Source organism: Thermus brockianus (assembly GCF_001880325.1).
In the GTDB taxonomy this organism is placed as follows: Bacteria; Deinococcota; Deinococci; order Deinococcales; family Thermaceae; genus Thermus; species Thermus brockianus.
In genome coordinates, this window is sequence record NZ_CP016312.1 from 1,289,604 (window position 1) to 1,311,307 (window position 21,704).

16 protein-coding genes and 4 pseudogenes are annotated in these 21,704 nt (G+C 67.0%); 9 read left to right on the forward strand and 11 right to left on the reverse strand.

Features of this window, described 5'->3' with window-relative positions; translation table 11 throughout:
* Window positions 1–2 precede the first annotated feature (2 nt).
* From A0O31_RS06865 to A0O31_RS06895, 7 genes and pseudogenes are all read right to left on the reverse strand, one after another.
* On the reverse strand, window positions 3–986 hold the full coding sequence (locus tag A0O31_RS06865; RefSeq protein ID WP_071677226.1) for a hypothetical protein: 984 nt from the start codon (window positions 984–986) through the stop codon (window positions 3–5).
* Window positions 983–3,459, reverse strand: a pseudogene (locus A0O31_RS13490) (LPS-assembly protein LptD). The gene A0O31_RS06865 and the pseudogene A0O31_RS13490 overlap by 4 nt, the downstream one beginning before the upstream one ends.
* Window positions 3,456–4,499 carry an LptF/LptG family permease gene (locus A0O31_RS06875; RefSeq protein ID WP_071677227.1) on the reverse strand — a complete coding sequence of 348 codons (1,044 nt, stop codon included), beginning with the start codon at window positions 4,497–4,499 and terminating at the stop codon, window positions 3,456–3,458. Before A0O31_RS06875 ends, A0O31_RS13490 begins: the two are co-directional and overlap by 4 nt.
* A pseudogene (locus A0O31_RS06880) lies at window positions 4,496–5,505 on the reverse strand (LptF/LptG family permease). The gene A0O31_RS06875 and the pseudogene A0O31_RS06880 overlap by 4 nt, the downstream one beginning before the upstream one ends.
* A gap of 45 nt (window positions 5,506–5,550) precedes the next feature.
* Entirely contained in the window at window positions 5,551–5,961 is a 411-nt protein-coding gene (locus A0O31_RS06885) for a hypothetical protein (protein ID WP_071677228.1), read from the reverse strand.
* Between the two features lie 231 nt (window positions 5,962–6,192).
* Window positions 6,193–7,226: pseudogene (locus A0O31_RS13575) on the reverse strand (alcohol dehydrogenase family protein).
* Entirely contained in the window at window positions 7,223–7,615 is a 393-nt protein-coding gene (locus tag A0O31_RS06895; protein WP_071677229.1) for an SCP2 sterol-binding domain-containing protein, read from the reverse strand. The pseudogene A0O31_RS13575 and the gene A0O31_RS06895 overlap by 4 nt, the downstream one beginning before the upstream one ends.
* A gap of 51 nt (window positions 7,616–7,666) precedes the next feature.
* Between A0O31_RS06895 and A0O31_RS06900 the strand changes: the two genes are divergently transcribed.
* A complete protein-coding gene (locus A0O31_RS06900) occupies window positions 7,667–8,119 on the forward strand; it encodes an HAD family hydrolase (protein WP_071677230.1) in 453 nt (150 codons plus the stop codon).
* Here A0O31_RS06900 and hrpB read toward each other — a convergent pair.
* Window positions 8,076–10,367 (reverse strand): ATP-dependent helicase HrpB, encoded by a 2,292-nt coding sequence (gene hrpB, locus A0O31_RS06905; RefSeq protein ID WP_071677231.1) that lies wholly within the window; start codon window positions 10,365–10,367, stop codon window positions 8,076–8,078. The two genes, A0O31_RS06900 and hrpB, sit on opposite strands and share 44 nt — an antisense overlap.
* On the reverse strand, window positions 10,368–12,275 hold the full coding sequence (locus A0O31_RS06910; RefSeq protein ID WP_071677232.1) for a DNA topoisomerase subunit B: 1,908 nt from the start codon (window positions 12,273–12,275) through the stop codon (window positions 10,368–10,370).
* A gap of 128 nt (window positions 12,276–12,403) precedes the next feature.
* Here A0O31_RS06910 and A0O31_RS06915 point away from each other — a divergent pair, with 128 nt between their 5' ends.
* A complete protein-coding gene (locus tag A0O31_RS06915; protein WP_071677233.1) occupies window positions 12,404–12,790 on the forward strand; it encodes a hypothetical protein in 387 nt (128 codons plus the stop codon).
* Here the strand turns inward: A0O31_RS06915 and A0O31_RS06920 are convergent.
* A complete protein-coding gene (locus A0O31_RS06920) occupies window positions 12,787–13,974 on the reverse strand; it encodes an N-6 DNA methylase family protein (RefSeq protein WP_071677234.1) in 1,188 nt (395 codons plus the stop codon). The genes A0O31_RS06915 and A0O31_RS06920 overlap by 4 nt on opposite strands.
* A 3-nt stretch (window positions 13,975–13,977) precedes the next feature.
* Window positions 13,978–15,165 (reverse strand): glycine C-acetyltransferase, encoded by a 1,188-nt coding sequence (locus tag A0O31_RS06925; protein ID WP_071677235.1) that lies wholly within the window; start codon window positions 15,163–15,165, stop codon window positions 13,978–13,980.
* Between the two features lie 107 nt (window positions 15,166–15,272).
* Here A0O31_RS06925 and A0O31_RS06930 point away from each other — a divergent pair, with 107 nt between their 5' ends.
* From A0O31_RS06930 to A0O31_RS13110, 7 genes and pseudogenes are all read left to right on the forward strand, one after another.
* Window positions 15,273–16,175: a DUF4032 domain-containing protein gene (locus tag A0O31_RS06930; protein WP_071677941.1), complete on the forward strand. Its 903-nt coding sequence runs from the start codon at window positions 15,273–15,275 to the stop codon at window positions 16,173–16,175.
* A gap of 120 nt (window positions 16,176–16,295) precedes the next feature.
* Window positions 16,296–17,018 carry a CsgG/HfaB family protein gene (locus tag A0O31_RS06935; protein ID WP_071677236.1) on the forward strand — a complete coding sequence of 241 codons (723 nt, stop codon included), beginning with the start codon at window positions 16,296–16,298 and terminating at the stop codon, window positions 17,016–17,018.
* 4 nt (window positions 17,019–17,022) lie between these two features.
* The gene (locus A0O31_RS06940; protein ID WP_237258977.1) at window positions 17,023–17,796 is read left to right on the forward strand and encodes a hypothetical protein; all 774 of its coding nucleotides are present in this window, start codon (window positions 17,023–17,025) and stop codon (window positions 17,794–17,796) included.
* Window positions 17,797–17,873: 77 nt separating this feature from the next.
* Window positions 17,874–18,536: a GntR family transcriptional regulator gene (locus tag A0O31_RS06945; protein ID WP_071677238.1), complete on the forward strand. Its 663-nt coding sequence runs from the start codon at window positions 17,874–17,876 to the stop codon at window positions 18,534–18,536.
* Window positions 18,533–19,456, forward strand: coding sequence for a proline dehydrogenase (locus tag A0O31_RS06950; protein WP_071677239.1), 924 nt, complete (start codon window positions 18,533–18,535; stop codon window positions 19,454–19,456). Before A0O31_RS06945 ends, A0O31_RS06950 begins: the two co-directional genes overlap by 4 nt.
* A gap of 11 nt (window positions 19,457–19,467) precedes the next feature.
* The gene (pruA, locus tag A0O31_RS06955) at window positions 19,468–21,018 is read left to right on the forward strand and encodes an L-glutamate gamma-semialdehyde dehydrogenase (protein WP_071677240.1); all 1,551 of its coding nucleotides are present in this window, start codon (window positions 19,468–19,470) and stop codon (window positions 21,016–21,018) included.
* Window positions 21,019–21,158: 140 nt separating this feature from the next.
* Window positions 21,159–21,544: pseudogene (locus tag A0O31_RS13110) on the forward strand (anthranilate synthase component I); the annotation flags it as partial.
* Window positions 21,545–21,704 lie beyond the last annotated feature (160 nt).

Here is a 21,704-nt window from a genome sequence, read left to right on the forward strand (position 1 = left end):
CCCTATTGTACGGGGAGGAAGGCCAGGCTGCTTGGGGTAAAGCCCAAGGGGGCGCTCCCTTGGGGGAAGGTGGGGAGGGGGTTTGGCTGGAGGTCGTAGACCTCCAAGAAGCTTCCCCGGGCCAGGTAGAGGTAGCCGTCCTGGCCCACGGCGGCAGCGGTGTAGGCGGTGTAAGGGTTCCTCGCCCCCGAGTCCCGGGGGGATAGGACGCGGAAGCCCGTGCCGTAGGCCACCAGGCCCTGCACGGGGTCCAGGGCGAGGCGAATGGGGCCTGGGAAAAGCCCAAGGCTTTGCGAGGCGGGGTTTCCCGCCCCGTTCCAGGCGAGGAAAAGGGTGTCCGTGGCCGTGTAGCCCGCTCCCAAAAGCCTCCCCCCCGGGTCCAGGCGGAGCTCGGTGGGGGTGAGGCTTTGCAGGCTAACCTCTTGGAAGGGCGTGCCCGTGGGGTTATTGGCGGGGCGGAAGCCTAGGGCCCCTTCCGTGAGGTAGGCGAGGAGGTCCACCCCCCCTTGGGGGAAGAGGGCGAGGCGCACCCCGGGGGGAAGCCCGGTGAGGTCGGCCTCTTCCAGGTTGGTCGGGTCGGGTAGTGTGAAGAGGAAGGCCCGGTTGGCGCTCGGGCAGTGGACCAGGGCCCGGTTCGCCCCCAGGCGCAGGTAGCCCCCGGTGCAGTCCACCCCCGTGGGGAGGGGGGCAGCGGTGGGGGGGGCTTGGGGGGCGGCGCTTTCCGTGAAGCCCGCCGTGGGGTAGGCCTCGAGGCGGTCGGGGAAGAGGAGGAAAAGCCTTTGGGAAGCGTTGCTGTAGGCCAGGTCTTGCAGGTCTGGGGTGGTCCAGGTGGCCACGAGGGTGGCCCTTCCCGCCTGCAGTTCCGAGGCCCGGTAGAACCGCACCTCCCCACCTCCCCCCGCCGCCACCAGGGCGGGCAAGGGGGGTTCTTGGCTTCCCGTGCAGGCGGCAAGGGCCAGGACCAAGGGCAAGAGGAGCTTCCTCACGGCAGACCTCCCAAGCGCACGCCTTCCTCGTCCATGAGCACCTCCGCCGCCTGGCCCCCGTAGAGGAAGGCCAGGCGCACCTCGCCCTTGGCGGCGTCCAGGGTATAGCGCAGGGCCCAGCAGCACCGGTCCAGGGTGAGGATGAACTTAGGCCTTAGCGTTTCTCCGGGCAGGTTTTGCGTGAGGAGGGCAGAAAGGTGAAGCTTGGTGTTCTCCCGGCCCAGGAAGGTGAAGGTGGGGCCGAAGGCCCGCAGGGCCAGGGTGTACCCTTCGGGCCTCAAGGGCTGGCGCTGGTAGCTGAGGCTTCCCGAGAGGGAAAGCCCGGGGATGGCCCCTTCCCCGCTTGTGTCCCCCGGCACGGGTCGCCAAAGCTCCACGCCCCCGCTAAAGGTGGCGTCCTTTAGGTAGACCTCCCGGTCCTGCACCTCCGGGAGGTGGAGGTTCGCCCCCAGGCGGAAGCCCGCTTCGGGAAGGGCTTGGGTGAGGGCAAGCCGAAGGTTGGTGCCCTGGGGGCCCTCCTGGAGCCGGCCCGAGAGGAGGAGGTCCAGGAGGGGCCCGGGGGTTACCCCCGTGCGGAAGCCCAGGGCGTAGGCCAGGGCCTCCCGGTCCAGGGTGGCCTGGAGGGAGAGGCTTTGGGGGCCCAGGATGGCCTGGCCCTGGAGGGAGAGGATATCCCGTTGCCAGTCCCGCCGGCCCTGGAGGGTGTAGGCGTTGACGCCTTCCCGGAGGGCGAAGGTGAGGTCGGTGGTGAGGGCCCCTTCCCCGTTAAGGCCGTGGCGGTGGGTGAGGGAGAAGCTTCCCCCCGGAAGGGCGTAGGCCCCTTGGAGGGTGAGGGGGTCAAAGCGGGCCTGGGCGTGGTCGTAGCGGAGGCTCATCCGAAGGGAGAAGGGGTAGGGGGTGAGGCCCGCTTCCCCTTGAGTTTCCAAAGGGCCTTCCCCTTCCAGGCCCCGCTTGTGGTAGAGGCGAAGGGCGTACCCCGCGTCCTGCAGCCTCGCCTCGGCCTCGAGGGGGAGGTACCTATTCCCCTCCAGGTCCCGCCCCCCCTTGAGGCTTAGGGAAAGGGGCCTTTCCTGGAAGCCCAGGGCCAGGGTGGCCTGGTGGCTTCGCCGCTGGGGAAGGACATCAAAGCGGAAAGGGCTTTCCCCCTCCTGGACGCTCCGCCCGTAGGTCCCTTCCAGGCTAAAACCCCCAAGGGCTTGGCGAAGGCTGAAGTTCAGGCTCCAGTCCACCTGCCGCTCGTACTCCCCGTCCGGGTTTTGCGTGGTGTAGTAAAAGCCCCGGAAGCGGCCTTCCGCCCTGAGCGAGCCTCCGGGCCAGGGACTAAGGGCGAGGCTTTCCGAGTGGGTAAAAAGGGCCCTTCCCGCCTCGGCGTAGGGCCCCAGGGCGCGTGCGGAGCGGTTTAGGGGGTTGGTTTCCGCCAGGTAACGGCCCACCGTGAGGCCCGCCTGGAGGCTAAAGGGGCCTTCCCGGAAGGTGGGGGACTGGACCTCCAGCTCGGGGAGGCGTTGCAGGGTGCGGGGGGGTGGGGTGCTTTCGTCGTGGTCCAGGAAGCCCTCGAGCCTTAAGGCGTAGCGGAAGTCCTGGGGGGTAGGGGTGCCGGGAAGGAGGGCTTCCAGGCGGAAGCGGGAAAGCTTCTCCCGGGTGTCGTCCCGCTCCAGGAGGGCCGTGAGGGAAAACCCCTGCCTTTTCAGGGCGTACTCCCCCCGGTACTGGAAGGTGTCCGGGGGGTGTGGAGGAAGAAGTAGCGCTCCTTGGCCTCCCCCACCCCCTGGTGGTCAAAGCCGAAGCCAAACCCCCGCCCCTGGTAGTAGCGGAGCAGGGTGTACCCCAGGCCGAAGGCGGTCACGTAGGGGAGGTCGGCCTTGAAGAAAAACCCCCCCTCGTCCTGGCCCACCTCCAGCCGGGGCCGCCTCTCCGAGAGGTAGAGGAGGAGGACGGGGAGCTCCAAAAGGGGTTCTTCCCGCCAAAGGAGGACCACCCCCCGGGCCACCACTCGGTCCCCCGGATAGAGGACGATCTCCCGGGCGCGGAAGGCGTAGTCCGGCACCTCCTGGCCGCAGGAGGCGCAAGGGGTGGCGTAGCCCCTTTGGAGGAGGATGGCCCCCGCCGCCCGTTGGCAAAGGGGCCCGGTGAGGAGGAGGTCCTTGGCCTCTATGCGCACCGAGAGGGCGTCAAAGCTTTCGTCCTTTAGGTCCACCTGGAGCTCTTCCGCCGCTATGAGGCGGCCCTCCTTGTCCCGGTAGCGCACCTTCCCGGAGAGGTAAAGGAGCCTCCGGGCGCGAAAGTAGGTGACCCGCTCTGCCTCTAAAGCCTCTCCGTTCCGCTCCAGGCGCACGGGGCTTCCCACCAGGACGTAGACCTCCTCCCCCCCTTCCTCCCTCAGCTCCAGCCTTTCCGCCTCCAGGACCTTGAGGACGTTTTCCTCCGCCCAGGCGAAGGAGAGGAGAACGAGGAGCATAAGGGCCCACCTCACCTTCTACCCCCAAGGAAAAGGAGAAGCCCCAAAAGGCCAAAGGCCAGGTTCGGTCCCCAGGCGGCGAGGAGGGGATTTAGGGCGTTTTGCTCCCCCATGATGCGCCCCACGCTCCAGGTGGCGTAGTAGAGGAAGGTGAGGACCGCCACCCCCACAAGCCCGAGGCTCCGGCTCCCCCCGAGGAGGTAGAAGGCGAGCCCCGTGGCGAAGAGGGCGAAGACCATGGAGGCCACGGGCTCGGCGAAGCGGCGGTAGTAGGTGGTGGCCTCGAGGCCCGCCCGCATCCCTTGGGCCCGAAGCCTTTGGACCTCTTGCCTGAGCTCGGCGAGGGTCATGCGGTTCGCCGGGTTCTGCCAGGGCTCAAAGGTGAGGTCTTGGAGCACCAGTTCCCCTTGCCGGAAGCGGGTCAGGGTGCGGGGGCGGTCCCCCTCGTAGGTGAGGCGCTTCCCCTCCTCCACCCTTAGCACCCCCCCTTGGAAGCTTCCCCTTTCCGCCAGGAGCACCTCCTCCCGGGAGACCACCCTGAGCTTCCCAATCCTGTCCCCCGCCACCTCGCCCACGTACACCACCCGCCCCTTGGCGTCCTGGAAGGTGGCCCCGGGGGTGAGGAGGGCGCGGGGCCTTTCCAGGACCTGCCGCCTTAGGAGGTCCTGCCCCTGGGCGAGCGCCCTTGGCACCAGGCTTTCCCCGAGGAGGAAGGTGAAGAGGGCTATCCCGCCGCCCAAAAGCAAAAAGGGCAAGAGCACCCGTTCCCGGCGCACGCCTAAGGCCAGGAGGGCCTTGAGCTCCGAGTCCTCCGCCATGCGGGAAAGGAGGAGCAAAAGGGCGAAGAGGTAGGCCACCGGGGCTCCCCGGGCCACGGCCTCCGGGGTGCGGTAGAGGAGGTAGCGAAGGAGGGTGTAGGGGTCGGCCCCCTTGGCCACCAGGGGGGCCAGGACCTCGTAGACCGCCCCCGCCAGGAAGAGGAGGACAATGAAGAGGAGGCCGAGGCCGAAAAGCCCCAAGGCTTCCCGGAGAAGGTAGCGGTCTAAGGTCTTCACCGTAGCCTCCAGGTGAGGAAAAGGGCCAAGGCCCCGTAGAAGAGGTTGGGCAGGTGGGCCCAAAGGGGGCTCACGTCGTAACGGGCGAGCTGGGCGCTAAAGGTCCAAAGCACGTAGTAACCGAAGATGAGGAGGACCACGGCCAAAAAGGCCCAGGCTGCCTCCCGAAAGGAAAGGCCCAGAGCCGCCGCCACCCAGCCCAAAAAGAGGGCTCCCAGGGCATCCGCCAGGCGGCGGTGCAGGGCGAAGCGGGCCGAAGCCTCCACCTTGCCCCGCTCCCAAAGCTCCCTTAGGGTGGTGGTGTCGTAGGGGTCGCGGGAGCCCAGGCTTTCCTTGGGGCGGAAGCTTGCGGGGAAGGGGAGGGTGCCCTGGAAGGCCCGCACCTCCTCCCCCTCCAGCACGTGGCCCTCGAGGCGCCACCCCGCCCCGTCCCACACGCCTTCTTGGGCGCTATAAACCCGGCCCTTTTCGTCCACCACCCGCACCCCATAAAGCCGGTTTTCCGCCCCTTGCGGGCGGATCTCCTCGGCGTAGTACACCCCAAGGCCCGGAGGGGCGTAAAGCTCCTTGCGCAAGACCCCGCTTAGGGCCCCTTCCCCGTAGAGGAGGCGGGAAAGCTCGGCGTCGTAGGCCTCCAGGGCCCTGGGCCTCACCTCCGCCAGGTTGGCCAGGTTCAAAAGGGCGAGGGCGAGGGAGAGGAGGAGGAGGGGCCGGAGGAGGGCCAAGGGGGGCACCCCCCCGGCGTAGGCCGCCTTGAGCTCCGACCCCCGGATCAGGCGGGATAGCCCCACCAGGAGGGCGAAGACCAGGCCCAAAGGCAAGGCCAGGCTCAGGGTCCAGGGGAGGCGGAAGAGGACGAGGCGGAGGATGTCCGCCGTCCCTGCCCCCGGCTGAGGAGGACCCCCGAGAGGCTGGAGAGGAGGTCAAAGGTGAGGAGGGCGACGAAGAGGAGCACCCCCACCAGGAAGGGAGGGAGCACCTCCCGCAGCACGTAGCGGCCCAACACTGGGCCGAGTATACGGAAAGACCATGAGAAGGGCGAAAGAGGCCTCTAGGGATGGGCGATCACGTGGATCACGGGGAGGCCAAACCGCTCGGCCTGGGTATGCACGTCCAGCCTAAGCCACCGGGATAGCCCCGGGGGCAGGGTGGCGAGGACGATGGCCTGGTAGGTTCCCGGGTGGGCGGCGAGCTCCTCCTCGAGGGCGAGGAGGGGGGAGATGTCCCCCGCCTTGGCCTCGGCGATGGGGATGCCTTGGGCTTCCAGGGCCCTTTTGGCCGCCTCCGCCTCGGCCTCCGCCCGCCGCTTCACCTCCGCCTCCTCGTACACCCAGCCCGGCGGGGGCACGGCGGGCACCAGGAGGGTGAACTGGGCCCCGGGGTCTTGGGCCAGGATTTCCCGGAGCCGGGCCGCCAAAACGGGGCTATTGGCCGTGCGGTGGGCCACCACCAGGTAGCGCATAGCACCTCCTTTGGCCTTAGCCTAGGCCGGGGGCCTTGAAGGCCATGGGGATAAGGGCACATTCTCCTTGGGGAAGAACTTGTGGCCAATTCAAGGAAGCCCTGGGAACCCCGCAGAAACCCCCTTGGGGCGGGGATTTTCTGCATACCACTTTACATATCGGCAAAGCGTGGTATACTAAAGGAGTCAGACGAAGAAGAAAGGCCGCCCGCGGAGGCAGCGGGTTTGTTTTTAGGGGACCAGGGCCACCTTGGTGGCCTGGTGCTCGTGGAAGAGCCGGTAGCCCTCCGGTGCCTCCGCCAGGGGAAGGCGGTGGCTGAAGACGAAGCTTCCCCTTAGCCTCCCTGCCCTTTGCAAGGCCAAGACCTCGCCGATGTAGCGGGGGATGTTGGCCAGGGCGCTCCGGAAGGTGATGCCCCGGCTGAAGGCGGAAAGCCAAGGGTACTCCACCTTCTCTGCCGTGGGCACCCCGAGGCTGGACACGATTCCTCCAGGCCCCGCCAGGCGGAAGGCGAGGCGCAACGCCTCCCCATCCCCGCCCACCGCCTCCACCACCAGGTCGGCCCCTTGGCCCTCCGTGTCCTTGCGCAGGCGGGCCACGGGGTCTTCCGCCTTGGGGTTTAGGGGGAGGCTTCCCAGGGCCTTGGCCTTTTCCAGGCGGCTTTCCTCCGGGTCTATGGCGTAGACCACCCCCGCCCCCAGGGCGTGGGCCACCATCTGGGCCATGAGGCCCACGGGCCCTGAGCCCACCACCGCCACGCTCATCCCCGGCTCCAAGAAGGGCCGCACCCCCCGTAGGCGGTGGCGAGGATGTCCCCCGCCAGGATGGCCTCCTCCGCCGGGAGGTCCCCGATGGGGAAGAGGCTTGTCCGGGCAAAGGGTACCCGCACCCTTTGGGCCTGGGCTCCCTGAAGGTTGCCCAGGGCCAGGCCGAAGCCGTAGACGCCGCCCTTAAGGCAAGCGAAGAAGCGTCCCTTGCGGCAGGCGGCGCAGTCCCCGCAGGCCACCTGGAAGCTTCCCACCACCCTTTCCCCTAGGGCGAAGGGCACCAAAGGCCCCTTTTCCACCACCCGGCCCACGAACTCGTGGCCGAGGACGGTGCCCGGCAGGACCCCGGCGATCTTCCCGTGGTAGATGTGGAGGTCCGAGCCGCAGATGGCGGCGAGCTCCACCTCCACGATGGCGTCGGTTTCCGCCTCCAGCTTGGGCTCCGGGACCTCTTCCACCGCCACCTGGAAGGGTCCCTGGTACACCACCCCTTTCACGCTACCTCCCGGGCCACCTTTACGAGCTCCTGGGCCGCTTGGGCGTAAGGGGCTAGGGCGGCGAGGGAGCCTTTTTTGAGCTCCAAGAACCCCCGCATGAGGGCGGTAAGGGGCTCGAGCCGCCCTTCCAAGACCTCTTGCCAGGTGGCCAGGTCGGCCTCTATGACGAAGTCCGCTTCGGCTTCGCCCTCCACCACCCTCGCCCCCCGGCAGGCCCCGTGCCAGAGGTCCAGGACCACGGCGACCCCCTGGGGCAGGCCCGCCCCTGGGTCGGGGCGGACGCTCAAGGCCAGGCTCCCCTCCCAGGTGGCCGCCGCCTTGCGGTAGGCCTCGCTTTGGGAAAGCTTCTCGCAGTACGCCCTCGCCCAGGCCTCGCTAAAGAGCTCCATGCCCTACCTCCTTTTGCACCGAGTATAACCCTAAAGGCTTAGGCTAGAGGCGTGGTCTACCTCTTGGACCTCTCGGGGGTGTACTGCGAGCCGGTGGAGCCCCGCCTCATCCGGCTATTGGCCGAGGCGGGCGGGGAAAGCCCCTTCTATGTGTCCCAGGCCTTCTACGACCTCCTTCCCCGCCTCAAGGAGGAAGGCCCAGGGGTTTTGGAGAACCTTTTCCCAGGGGCTTCCCGGCTTTACCCCCAGGCCTTTGTCCCCCGGCCCCTGGCTTTCCCCACGCCCTTCTACCTGGTTTCCGACCTGCCCCCTCCGGAGGGGCTTACCGCCTTCTTCCACCCGGACAAGCTAGAGGCCCTGGCCCAGGCGGTGGCGGCCTTGGGGGAGGAGGCCCTCTTCCTGGACGACAACCCCCTCCTCGTGGAGCGGGCCCGCCAAAGGGGCTTTCGGGCGGCGGTCTTCACGGGCGTTCCGGCCACGGGTGCTTGGGGTAGCGGCGCATGAGCTCCCGCCGCACCTCGGGGTAGCGCTTTTCCCAGAAGGACCTGAGGTCCTGGGTGACCTGCACCGGCCGCCGGGCGGGGGAGAGGAGCTCCACCACCACGGGTACCTTTCCCCCAAGGACCCTTGGGGTTTCCTTAAGGCCGAAGGCCTCTTGGATGAGGAGGGAGAGGAGGGGTGGGGCGCCTTCCCGGTACTGGAGGCGCTTCCTTCTCCCGGAAGGGAGGGTGAGGGTTTCGGGGGCGAGGGCCTCGAGGGCCTTCCTCGCCTCCCCTAGGTGGCTTAGGAGGATCTCCTTCCAAGGGAGTTCCCGAAGGTCCTCCACCCGCCGCACCCCTTGCGCCCAAGGGAGGAGCCAGGTGAGGTCCTGGAGGAGGGCTTCTTCCGTGAGCTCGGGCACCTCCACCCCGTGCTCCCGGAGGAAGGCGAGGCGGAGGAGGACCTGCCGGGCCTCCTCGGGAAGGGGTAGGCCTCCCTTGAGGGCCTCCCGCAACGTCTCGGGAGTGGGCGGGCCGGGGTCTATGGGGAGCCTTTCCAGGACCAGGGCCCCAAACCGCTTTTCCAGGTAGCCCCTAAGCCGGCCTTCCTCCCAGCCCCTATGGGCCACCACCTCCGCCCGCTCCTCTAGGTCCTCCGGGGCCAGGGGGGCGTGGAGGAGGATCCTGCCTTTGCCGCCCGATACCTCCGCCCCCACGGCCACCAGGTACGGGGGGCCATCCCCCTCCAGGCCCAGGAGGGGGCCGGTGGCCAGGCGGTACTGCCCGGGGCCTACCCGCATGGCCGCCCGGTCGGGGTAGGCGAAGAGGAGAAGCCGCCCCACCGCCTCCGGAGGGGGAAGGCTTTCCAAGGGCTTGGCGCCGAGCCGCCTTCGCCAAAGGGCCGAGGCCCGCTCCACCCTAAGGAAAGCCCCCCGCCTCTCCTTGCGGGCGAGGAGGAGGGCTTCCAGCTTGGCGAGGAGGTCCCTTTCCCCTTCCAGGGGGTCCCGCTCCTCCAGGAGGGCCATGAGGTCCGCCGCTAGGGGCAAGAGGCCGAGCCCCTCAGCCGCCAGGGCCATCCGGGCCAGGCGGGGGTGGGTGGGGAGAGAGAGCATGGCCTGGCCCAAGGGGGTGGGGCGGCCCTCCCGCACCGCCCCCAGGAGGTGGAGGAGGGCGTGGGCCGCCTCCAGGGCCCCCTTGGGGGGCGGGGTGGGGAGGGGCAGGTCCTCTAGCCGTTCCCCGAAGGCCAAGGCCAGGAGGACCGCCCGGGAAAGGTCCGTCTCCAGGATCTCGGGCCGCTTGGGGGGAAAGGGGCCTTGGGGGTAGAGGCGGTACACCTTCCCCGGGCCGAGCCGCCCGGCCCGCCCCGCCCGCTGTCGGGCGGAATCCTCCGGGATCTGGGCGAGGACCAGGCGGGTGAGCCCCGTCCTCGGGTCAAAGCGGGGCTTCTTGGCCAGGCCTGTGTCCACCACCGCCCGCACCCCGGGCAGGGTGAGGCTCGTTTCCGCCACGTCCGTGGCCAGGACGATCTTCCGGGGCCCGGGCCTGAGGAGGGCCGCCTGCTCCGCCAAGGGAAGCCCCCCGTGAAGGGGAAAGGCGGGGAGGTCCTGGAGGAGTTTTTGCGTCCTCTCTATCGCCCCCTTCCCTGGCAGGAAGACCAGGACGTCCCCTTCCCCTTCCAGGAAGGCTTTCCGGGCGTAGCGGGCCGCCAAGGCCTCCAGGGGGCCTTCCGGCACCCTTTCCAGGTGGAGGATCTCCACGGGGTGGCTTTCCCCCTCCACCGCCAAGGTGGCCCCGGCCAGGGTCCTCTCCAGGTCGGGGTCGGGGGTGGCGGTGAGGAGGGCGAGCTTGAGGTCGGGCCTTAGGGTCTCCTGCACCCTTAGGAGGAGGGCGAGGGCCAGGTCCCCTTCCAGATGGCGCTCGTGGGCCTCGTCCAGGAGGACGGCGGAAACCCCTTCCAGGGTAGGGTCTTCCAGGAGGAGCCGGGTGAGGAGGCCCTCCGTCATGACAAGGAGCCGGGTTTCCGGGCTCTCCTTGGCCTCGAGGCGCACCCGATAGCCCACGGTCTTCCCCAAGGGCTCCCCCAGGTTTTCCGCAAGCCTGGCCGCCACCGCCCGGGCCGCCACCCGCCTGGGCTCAAAGAGGAGGACCCGCCCGGGTAGGGCCTCCAGAAGCCTCAAGGGGAAGAGGGTGCTCTTGCCCGCCCCGGGGTAGGCCTTGAGGAGAAGGCGGCCCGCCTGGAGCAGCAGGGCCACCGCCTCGTCCAGCCAGGCCATCTAGATGTCCAGCTCGGCGTAGCGGGCGTGCTCCTCAATGAAGTCCCGCCGGGGGGCCACGTCCTGGCCCATGAGCTTCTCAAAGAGCTCGCTGGCCTCCAGGGCGTCTTGGAGCTCCACCCGCTTGAGAACCCGCTTTTCCGGGTTCATGGTGGTTTCCCAAAGCTGCTCGGGGTTCATCTCCCCTAGGCCCTTGAAGCGTTGCACCTCGTAGCTCTTGCCCTCTAGCTCCTTGAGGCGCTCCGCGAGTTCCTCGTCGGAGTAGAGGTACTCCACCTTCTTCCCCACCTGGAGGCGGTAAAGGGGTGGCTGGGCAATGTAGACGTGGCCCCGCTCAATGAGGGGGCGCATGTAGCGGTAGAAGAAGGTGAGGAGGAGGGTGCGGATGTGGCTCCCGTCCACGTCGGCGTCGGTCATGATGATGATCTTGTGGTAGCGGAGGCCCTCCAGGTCAAAGTGGGCCTCGTCCCCCGTGCCCCCAATCCCCGCCCCGATGGCCGCCACCATGGCCCGCACTTCGGCGTTCTTTAGGGCCTTGGAAAGCCCCGCCTTCTCCACGTTGAGGATTTTCCCCCTAAGGGGCAGGATGGCTTGGAAGCGCCGGTCCCGGCCCTGCTTGGCGCTTCCCCCGGCGGAGTCCCCCTCCACGATGAAAAGCTCCGCCTCCTCGGGGTTTTCCGTCTGGCAGTCGGCGAGTTTCCCCGGGAGGTCGTCCGACTCCAAGGGGTTTTGCCGGCGCACCAGTTCCCGGGCCTTCCGGGCCGCCTCCCGGGCTTGGGCCGCCCGCAGGGCCTTCTCGTAAAGGGTTTTGGCGATGCGGGGGTTTTCCTCTAGGAGCTCCAGAAGCTTCTCGTAGACCACCTGGTTTACGGCGCTCCCCGCCTCGGGGTTTAAGAGCTTCCCCTTGGTCTGCCCTTCAAACTGGGGCTGGGGGAGCTTCACGCTCACCACGGCGTAGAGGCCTTCCAGGAGGTCGTCCCCCGTGGGCTGGGGGCCTTTGTCCTTGTTGAGGCCGGCTTTTTTGGCGTACTGGTTTAGCGCCCGGCTGTAGGCGGACTTGAAGGCGGTGAGGTGGGTGCCCCCGTCCCGGGTGGGGATCATGTTGGCGTAGGTGAGGATTTCCGCCGTGTAGCCCTTGGTGTGGATGAGGCCCACCTCCACCTCCACCTCGCCTTCCTGGCCCCGGATGAGGAAGGGCTTCTCGTAGAGGAGTTCCTCCCCTTCCGCCAAGGCTTTGGCGAAGGAGCCCACGCCCCCCTTGTCCAAGAAGACCTCCTCCTTGCCGTGCTGGAGGTCTTTGAAGACGAGCTTAAGCCCCGCCACCAAATAGCTCACCTCCCGGAGGCGGGACCGGATTTTGCTCGGGTCAAAGGCGAGGGAGCCGAAGATCTCGGGGTCGGGCTTAAAGGTAACCCGCGTTCCCGTCCTGCCCTTGGGGGCCTCGCCCACCACCTGGAGGGGCTCGGTCACCTCGCCCCGGCTGAAGGCGATGCGGTAGTGCAGGCCGTTCCGGAAGACCTCCACCACGGTCCACTCGGAAAGGGCGTTCACCACGCTCGCCCCCACCCCGTGGAGGCCGCCCGAGACCTTGTAGGCCCCGCTTTCAAACTTCCCCCCGGAGTGCAAGGTGGTGTAGATGACCTCCACGGCGGGCTTCCCCTCCTCGGGCATGAGGTCCACGGGGATGCCCCGGCCGTTGTCCTCCACGGTGAGGGAGCCGTCGGGGTTCAGGGTGGTGACGATCTCCGTGGCGTAGCCCGCCAGGGCCTCGTCCACGGCGTTGTCCAGGATTTCCTTAAAGAGGTGGTGGTACCCCTCCACCCCCGTGCCGCCGATGTACATGGCGGGGCGGTGGCGCACCCCTTCTAGCCCTTTGAGCACCTTAATGGCGGAAGCGTCGTAGCTCACCCCTCCAGTATACCACACCTAGCGGGTCGGGATTTTTCCCTTGCGCATGGGCAGGACTGCGGCCTTGGGTCGGGGACTTTTGCGGAAAAAATCCAATACATTTTCCCTTTCCCCGGTATGATGCTGCCATGCCGGTCTGGGTCTTCCTCCACGCCCTTTTGGGCCTCCTTTTGCTGGTGGCGGTGCCCGCCTTGGCCCTGGTGGGGCTACTGGGGTTTTTCCGCCCCCTGCCTTCCCGCTTTTATGCGGCGCTCCGGGGGGTGGCCTGGGTGGCCATCCTCCAGGTGGTCCTGGGCTTTGGCCTTTTCCTCCTCGGCTTGAGGCCCAAGGAGGGGCTTCACCTCCTCTATGGCCTCCTGCTGGCGGCGGGGCTCCACTACCTGGGGGGCCTCGAGCCCGGGGGGTGGTTCCACCGAAGCCTCAAGGACCCCCCCAAGCGGCCCGAGGTCTTCGTGGCCCTGGGGCTCCTTTTCGCCGTGGGGCTCATGCTTCGGGTGTATTTCACGGGGCGCTAGAGGAGGTGGGGCGGCACGGGGAGCCTCTCCAGCATGGGCCGGGTGAGGTGGGGGACCACCTCCCGGTAAAGCCCCCGGTAGTAGGCTTGGACCTCGGGGCCATTCAGGTAGTCCACGAGGCCATCCAGGTCCACCCTTACCCCCTCTTTGGGCACCAGGTGGAACTCCTCCCGCCAGGGATAGGCCCGCTCGTCCAAGGCCGCCACCACCCGGTAGTGGCGGGTGTGGCCCACCACCAGGTGGGGAAAGGCGTAGAAGGGCTTGAGGAGAGGGGCGGCTTCCCTGGGGAAGTAGAGGCCGGAATGGGGGGTTTCGTAGTCCACCCTCCCAGGCAGGAGGTTCCGTCCGGTGAGGACGGGCACCAGCCCGGGCCCCGGCTCGAGGCGGGTTAAGGGGTGGGCCTTGATCTCTGGGCTTCGGGCGGCAAAGTGGAGGTGGAAGAGCCTTCCCAAAGGCAGGCCTTCCTTTTCCAGGGCCAGGGCCTCGGGGTGGGGGAAGCGCACCATCTCCCCGTGCCAGAAGGGGTCTTCGAGGAGAAGGGCAGGCGGTTTCCCCGCGGTGAGGCCTTCGGCGTCGTAAAGCGCAAAGCCCCTTCCCCCCTTGCGGAAGCGGAGGACCGTGGCCCGCACCTTGAGTCCGGGGAAGGCCCGTCCCAGGTAGAAGACCTCCAAGGCGCCCTCCTCGGCTAGGAAGCGGCGAAGCTTTTGAAACTCTTCCAGGACCAGCCACCCTGCCGGCACCACGTAAACCAGGCTTCCACCCTCCTTGAGGAGGCGCACGCCCTGTTCGAGGAAAGCCCCATAGAGGTTGTACCGCCCCCGCCACGTGGCGAAGCGCTTCCGGTAGAGGCGACGGAGTTCTGGGGCAAGGCGCGCGCCTGCCCCCAGGGCGCCGTAAGGGGGGTTTCCCAGGATAAGGTCAAAGCCCCCCTCGGCTTCCCAAAGGAGGAAATCAGCCACGAAACCTTCCGCCCAAGGGGGAAGGTCCAGGGCACTTGGGTCAATCTCCACCCCATAGAAGCGGTAGCCCGTGCCGTGGGCCTCCCGGAAGGCCCTGAGAAAGGGAGCATGGGCGCAGGCGGGCTCCAAAACCTTCCCCCCTAGGGGGGCTTCGGCCAGGCCCACCATGAAGTCCACCAGGGCCTTCGGGGTGGGCACCTGGCCCAGGGTGCGGGGAGAGGCCATGGCCTAGCGAATGACCCCGAGCTTCCGCCCCACCTTGGCGTAGGCCTCGAGGGCCTTGTCCAGCATCTCCCGGGTGTGGGCGGCGGTGACGATGTTGCGGATCCTGGCCTTTCCCCGGGGCACCGTGGGGAAGCCGATGCCCACGGCGAAGACCCCTTCCTCCAGGAGGAGGCGGCTTGCCTCAAAGGCCAGGGGAGCCTCCCCGAAGAGCACGGGGGTGATGGGGGTCTGGCTTCCCAGGGTGTCGTAGCCCAGCCGGGCGAGCTCCGCTTTGAAGTAATGGGTGTTCGCCCAAAGCCTTTCCACCCGCTCGGGCTCCTTCTCAATGAGCTCCAAGGCCCCGAGGAGGGCCCCCACCACCGCCGGGGGGTGGCTCGTGGAGAAGAGGAAGGGCCTGGCCTTGTTGATGAGGAGTTCCTTGAGTTCCAAGGCACCGGCGGCGTACCCCCCCACCACGGCCCAGGCCTTGGAGAGGGTGGCCACCTGGACCACGTCGGGGTCCTGGTGGAAGCCGAAGTGGTGCACGGTGCCCTTGCCCTTCTCCCCCAGGACCCCGGAGCCGTGGGCGTCGTCCACGTAGACCACCGCCCCGTACTTCTTGGCCAGGGGCACGATGCGGTCTAGGGGAGCGATGTCCCCGTCCATGGAGAAGACCCCGTCGGTGACGATGAGCTTGAGGCCCTCGGTGTCGTGGGTCTTTAGGAGTTCCTCCAGGTGGTCCACGTTGGCGTGGCGGTAGACGAGGCGGGTGGCCTTGGTGAGGCGTAGGCCATCAATGATGGAGGCGTGGTTGAGCTCGTCGGAGAAGACCAGGTCCCCTTCCTGGAGCAAAGCCCCTAGGACCCCCTGGTTGGCGGTGAAGCCGGACTGGAGGACCAAGGCGCTTTCCGTCCCCTTGAAGCGGGCGAGGGCCTCTTCCAGTTCCACGTGGTAGGTGAAGGTGCCGGCGATGGTGCGCACCGCCCCGCTTCCCGCTCCCCATCGCTCCAGGTACTGCTTGGCCTTTTCCTTGAGGTAGGGGTGGTTGGCGAAGCCCAGGTAGTTGTTGGAGGCCAGGTTGACCACCTCTTTCCCCTCCACCCGGGTCACGGGCTCCTGGGGGGCCTCGAGGACCTTGGGGCGGATGTAAAGCCCCTCGCGCTTTAGCCGCTCCAGCTCGCTTTGCACCCTGGCACGCAAGGAAAGGCTCATGCCCCTATCTAACCCCTTGGGTTTCGCCTTTGTCCAGGCCTTGGGCTTTTTTTCACCTTCTTCTGACCCAAAGGGGCTACCCTGAGGGAGGGGGTGGTAGCGGTTCCATGCGGGGCTACCTGCAGGCGGAAACCGAGGCGGAGCGCTTAGAGCGCCGGGCTAGGCTTCTGGAGCTCCTGGACCGCTTTAGGGGGGAGCCTTCGGAGCTATTGCCCTTCCACCAGGCCCTGGCCCTGAGGCCCAAGGGGGAGCACCACCTGGGCCTAAAGGCCATTGAGGTGGACAAGGTGGTGGGCTCGGTGGACCGCTACGAGGACTTTGACCGCCGCTTCCTGCCCAGGACCCCCCATACCCTGGAGCGGTGGAAGCGGCTTAGGGCCTTGCAGCTGGAGGGGCACGAGTTTCCCCCCATAGAGGTCTACCAGGTGGGGGAGGCCTACTTCGTCAAGGATGGCAACCACCGGGTGGCCCTGGCCAAGGCCACGGGGCAGAAGTACATAGACGCCTACGTGATCGCCCTAGACGTCCCCGTGCCCGTGGAGGCCAAGGACACCCTGAAGGACCTGATCCTCAAGGCGGAGTACGCCCACTTCCTGGAGAAGACCCGGCTCAAGGAGCTGGTGCCTGAGGCGGAAGACATTCTCTTTTCTACCCTGGGCCGCTACGATATCCTCCTGGACCACATCGCCACCCGGCGGTACTTCAAGGGCCTCGAGGAGGGTCGGGAGGTCTCCTGGGAAGAAGCGGTGGTGGACTGGTACCAGAACCTCTATAAGCCCACCCTAGAGGCTATCCGGAAGCTTGGGCTTCTGGCGGAGTTCCCCGGGCGTACCGAGGCGGACCTTTACCTCTGGATCATGGACCACCGCTACTTCCTGGCCCAGGAGCTCGGGGCGGAGCTTTCCCCCGAGGAGGCGGCGCGGAGTTACGAGGCCCGCTTTGGGCCATGGTGGAAGCGGAGGGGAAGCGGGTTAAAGGCTTGGTTTAGGTCTTGGGGGAGCAGGCGCTAGGTTTCTCCTCTTTCTCTGTAAACGAAGTGCATTTGCACTTGACTCTGCCTATTTTGGACACTTAACCTTGAGAAGGGCACTTGGAGATCGTCTAGGTGCCTAGGAAGCGAGGTGAACCCTATGAGAAGAGGTTTTGCCCTGCTTGGTACGGTTCTCTTGGCAGCCCTGACGGCGTGTGCTCCTAGTGTGACCACCAGGGCCTCCTCGGGCTTGGAGGGGGAAAATCCCTACGCCAACTACACGGGGCCTCGGGCTAAGGCGGTGGTGGCCAACTTTATCTGCGCCTCTGCCCAGTGCCCTTCAGGCGCAGGGGCAGGTATCTCGGAGCTCTTGATGACCGCCCTGATCAACACCAACCACTTCATCGTCTATGACCGTTCCGTTCTGGCCCAAATCCAGCAAGAGGCGTACCTAGGAGGCAAACCCCTGAACCTTCAAGGCGCTGAGCTGTTGGTAGTGGGCTCTATTACCGCTTTTGAGCCGGATGCGGGCGGTACCCGTGGGGGTGGCGGAGGGATTTTGGGGGGTCTCCTGGGGGCCTTCGGTGCAGGTCAAAAGCGTTCCTACGTAGCCGTGGATATGCGCATTGTGGACGCTCAAAGCGGGGCTATAGTTTCCGCTTTCCGTGTGGAGGGTGAGGCTACGGATGTGGATTATGGGGGGGTGCTAGGTGTCTTGGTCCCAGGCGCTGCCTTTGGGGGTGGGCTTAAGCAGTACGAGAAGACCCCCATGGGCAAAGCGTTAGCGGTGATGGTCTCCAACGCTGTCAAGGAGATTATTAACCGCACTCCCAGGAGTTACTTCAAATATGCTCCGGATGGTAAGCCTTACCAGCAGCCTTAAGGGCTTGCTCTTACTCTTGTTTTTTGCGGTTCTGGAGGTGGCTCTAGGCCAGGGGCCTAAGACCCTTATTCTCGTGAGCCAAGGGGAGTATTGGTGGGACGAGGAGGCAGGCCTTTACGAGGCGGCCTTGCGGGAGGAGCTTCTCCGGGCGGGGTTTCGGGTGTTGGATGCTGCGCAGGTGCAAAAGGTGGCGGACCGGCAGCTCCTCACCCGCCTGGTGCAAGGAGATGCTTTGGCGGCTATTACCCTGGCCACGAACTTCAAGGCTGATGCCTTGGTGGTGAGTCGTGTCTTCACTTCCCGGGTCCTGGCTTCCCGCACCAACGTGGCCACTTTCTACACTTACAAGGCTACGGGGGATGTTCGGCTGGTGATGGCCAGCACAGGCCAAGTGGTGGGTAGCTGGAGTCCCTCCCAAACGGGGACGGGCACCTCGGAGCGGGAAGCGGCCTTTGCCGCCTTGCGCAACTTGGGTAAGGAAGTGGGACAAGCGCTCCGCAAGCAGGATTTTGCTGCTGCGGGGACTAATCCTGTGGTGCGGCTTACCGTAACCGGCCTGAAGAGCTTCACGGATGCTTCCGTGCTTTTAAGGGAGCTTTCTTCCCAGAAGGGTGTGATCTCGGCGGAGCGGAAGAGCTTCGCCAACGGTGTCCTCGAGGCCGAGGTGGTCTTCCAAGGACCCGTGGATGAGCTCGCTGCCCTCTTGGAGGGGCTACGCCTCCTCCCCTTGGAGGTAACCGAGGTAAGTGGGTTCGCCATAGAGGCCCGGGTGCGCTGACCCTTCGGGTTTTGGGCAAGGGCAGGGGTTTCCCTGCCCTTGCTTTGGTTGGGGTTTACCGTTACCCTGTATACAGGATGCACACTGTGGGCTTCCGCCGACCCAACCAGGTGCGCGAGGCGGTCTACGGCCACCTCAAAGACCTCCTCCTCTCCGGGCGCTTTGCCCCTGGGGAAAGGCTTTCCGAGCCCCTTTTGGCCCAGGAGCTCGGGGTGTCCCGCACCCCGGTGCGGGAGGCCCTGATGCGCCTGGCCGAGGAAGGGCTTGTGGAGCTCGTTCCGGGTAAGGGGGCGAGGGTCAAGGCCTTCACCCCGGAGGAGGTGGAGGAGGTCTATGGGGTGCGGGCCCTTTTGGAAGGGGAGGCGGCGCGGGAGGCGGCGCTACGGGCCACGCCTTGGGAGGTTGCCGAACTGGAGGTCCGCCTTAGGGCCATTGACGAGGCGCCCCAAGAGGACTACCCCGGGCAGATGCGCCGGGATTTGGAGTTCCACCGGGCCTTGGTGCGCCTTTCCGGAAACCGTACCCTTTACCGCCTTTACGAGGACCTCCTGGCCACGCTAGCCCTGGCCCGGAGCGCCCTCCCCACCCTTTCCCAGGACGAGGCCACAAGGCGGGAACACTGGGCCATCGTGGAAGCCCTCCGCGCCCGGGATCCGGAAAGGGCCAAGCGGGCGGTGGAGGCCCACGTGTACCGCTTCCGCGACCTGGTGGTGGCGAAGCTTCGGAAAGGAGGGGTATGAACCTGGACCTCGTCTATCGGCAGGCGGTGCTCTCCGTGGCGGGAAACCCCCGGGTGGAGGCCCTCATCAAGGGGCGGGCGAGGAGCCTGGTGCGCCGGTATGTGGCGGGGGAGACCCTGGAGGAGGCGCTGAGGGCGGCGGAGGCCCTCGAGGCCCAAGGGGTCCACGCCATCCTGGACCTCTTGGGCGAGATGGTGCGCTCGGAGGAGGAGGCCCGGGCCTTCCAGGAGGGGATTCTGGTCCTGGTCCGGGCCCTTGCCGAAAAGCCCTGGCCCAAGTACGTCTCCGTCAAGCCCACGCAGCTCGGCCTGGACCTTTCGGAGGGCCTCGCCCTGGAGCTTTTGAGGGGCATCCTGCGGGAAGCGGAGCCCAAAGGGGTCTTCGTCCGCTTGGACATGGAGGACTCCCCCCGGGTGGAGGCCACCTTGCGCCTCTACAAGGCCTTGAGGGAGGAGGGGTTTAGCGGGGTGGGGGTTGTGCTCCAAAGCTACCTTTTCCGCACGGAGAAGGACCTCCTGGACCTCCTCCCCTACCGGCCCAACCTGCGCCTCGTCAAGGGGGCCTACCGGGAGCCTAAGGAGGTGGCCTTCCAGGACAAGCGCCTCATTGACGCCGAGTACCTGCACCTGGGGAAGCTCGCCCTAAGGGAAGGGCTTTACGTGGCCTTCGCCACCCACGACCCCCGGCTCATCGCCGAGGTGAAGCGCTACACCGAGGCCTTCGGCATCCCCAAGACCGCCTTTGAGTTCCAGCTCCTCTACGGGGTGCGTCCGGAAGCCCAGCGGCGCCTGGCCCAGGAGGGCTACACCGTGCGGGCTTATGTGCCCTACGGGAAGGACTGGTACCCCTACCTAAGCCGGCGCATCGCCGAAAGGCCGGAGAACCTCTTGTTGGTGCTAAGGAGCCTCTTGGGAGGCTAAGGGAGGAAGCCATGACGGTGGAACCTTTTCGCAACCAGCCCATAGAGACCTTCCAGTCCGAGGAAGCGAGGCGGGAGATGAAGGAGGCCCTAAGGCGGGTCCGGGCCGAGTTCGGCCGCCACTGGGGCCTCTACATAGACGGGGCCTGGGTGGACACCCCGGCGAAGATCCTCTCCCTAAACCCCTCGGCCCCGAGGGAGGTGGTGGGGAGCACGGCCAAGGCGGGGCGGGCGGAGGCGGAGGCCGCCCTCGAGGCCGCCTGGCGGGCCTTCCGCACCTGGAAGGACTGGCCCCAGGAGGACCGGAGCCGCCTCCTCCTCAAGGCTGCCGCCCTCATGAAAAGGCGCAGGCGGGAGCTAGAGGCCACCTTGGTCTACGAGATCGGCAAGAACTGGGTGGAGGCCAGCGCCGAGGTGGCGGAGGCCATTGACTTCCTGGAGTACTACGCCCGCCAGGCCCTCAAGTACAAGTACCCCTCGGTGGAGGTGGTGCCCTACCCTGGGGAGGACAACGAGAGCTTCTACATCCCCTTGGGGGCCGGGGTGGTCATCGCCCCCTGGAACTTTCCCATCGCCATCTTCACCGGGATGATCGCCGGGCCCGTGGTGGTGGGGAACACCGTGGTGGCCAAGCCCGCCGAGGACACCGTGGTCATCGCCGCCAAGGTCTTTGAAATCTTCCACGAGGCGGGCTTCCCCCCCGGGGTGGTGAACTTCCTGCCCGGGGAGGGGAAGGAGGTGGGGGCCTACCTGGTGGAGCACCCCAGGACCCGGTTCATCAACTTTACGGGGAGCCTCGAGGTGGGGCTTTGGATCCACGAGGCGGCGGCCAAGCTGGCCCCTGGGCAGCGGTGGATCAAGCGGGTCTTCCTGGAGCTCGGCGGCAAGGACGCCATCCTCGTGGACGAGACCGCCGACCTGGAGGCGGCCACGGAGGGCATCTTGGTTTCCGCCTACGGCTTCCAGGGGCAGAAGTGCTCGGCGGCAAGCCGCCTCATCGTCACGGAGAAGGCCTTTGAGCCCCTCATGGAGCGGGTTCTGGCGCGGGCGAGCCGGTTGGTGGTGGGCCCGGCGGAGGAGAACCCCGACCTCGGCCCCGTGGCCTCCAAGGCCCAGGAGGAGAAAATCCTCTCCTACATTGAAATCGGCAAGGGGGAAGGCAGGCTCGTCCTTGGGGGCAAGCGCCTGGAGGGGGAGGGCTACTTCATCGCCCCCACGGTCTTCACCGAGGTGCCTCCCAAGGCGAGGATCGCCCAGGAGGAGATCTTCGGCCCGGTGCTCTCCGTGATCCGGGTAAAGGACTTCGCCGAGGCCCTGGAGGTGGCGAACGATACCGTCTACGGCCTCACGGGCGGGGTCTATTCCCGCAAGCGCGAGCACCTGGAATGGGCCAGGCGGGAGTTCCACGTGGGCAACCTCTACTTCAACCGCAAGATCACGGGGGCCCTGGTGGGGGTGCAGCCCTTTGGCGGCTTCAACCTCTCGGGCACGGACACCAAGGCCGGGGGGCCCGACTACCTCCTCCACTTCCTCCAGATGAAGACGGTGGCCGAGCGCTTCTAGCCCCCTAGACCCCAAGGGGGCCTTTGGGCTATCCTTGGGGCATGGCCCTTTCCTCCGCCCTCTGGTGGCCCGGCTAGGCCCCGGGGCGGAGGCGGTCTTTCCCCCGGGGTATACCCGGGGGGCTTTTTGTAGGAGGTGGGATGGAGACCATAAGGCCCTTTCGCAAAACCCTGCTCGCCGACCTGGAGACCCCCGTGACCGCCTACCTCAAGCTTGCCGAGAAGGCCCCGGTGAGCTTCCTCCTGGAGTCCGTGGAGCGGGGGCGGCAAAGCCGCTTCTCCATCGTGGGGGTAGGGGCGAGGCGCACCTTCCGCCTGAAGGAAGGGGTCTTTACCGTGAACGGAAACCCCCTGCCCACCCAAGACCCCTTGCGCACCCTCTACGAGGCGGTGCACGCCCCCCTGGAGCGCCACCCGGACCTTCCCCCCTTCTTCGGGGGGTGGTGGGGTACGCCGCTTACGACCTCATCCGCTACTACGAGCGCCTCCCCGCCCTGAAGCCCGACGATTTGGGCCTACCCGACCTCCTCTTCGTGGAGCCCGAGGTGGTGGCGGTCTTTGACCACCTGAAAAACCTCCTGCACCTGGTGGCCCCGGGGGTGGACCCCGAGGAGGCGGAGGCCCGCCTGGCCTGGGCCGAGCGGCGGCTCAAGGGGCCCTTGCCCGGGGTGCCGGGGGAGAGGCCCG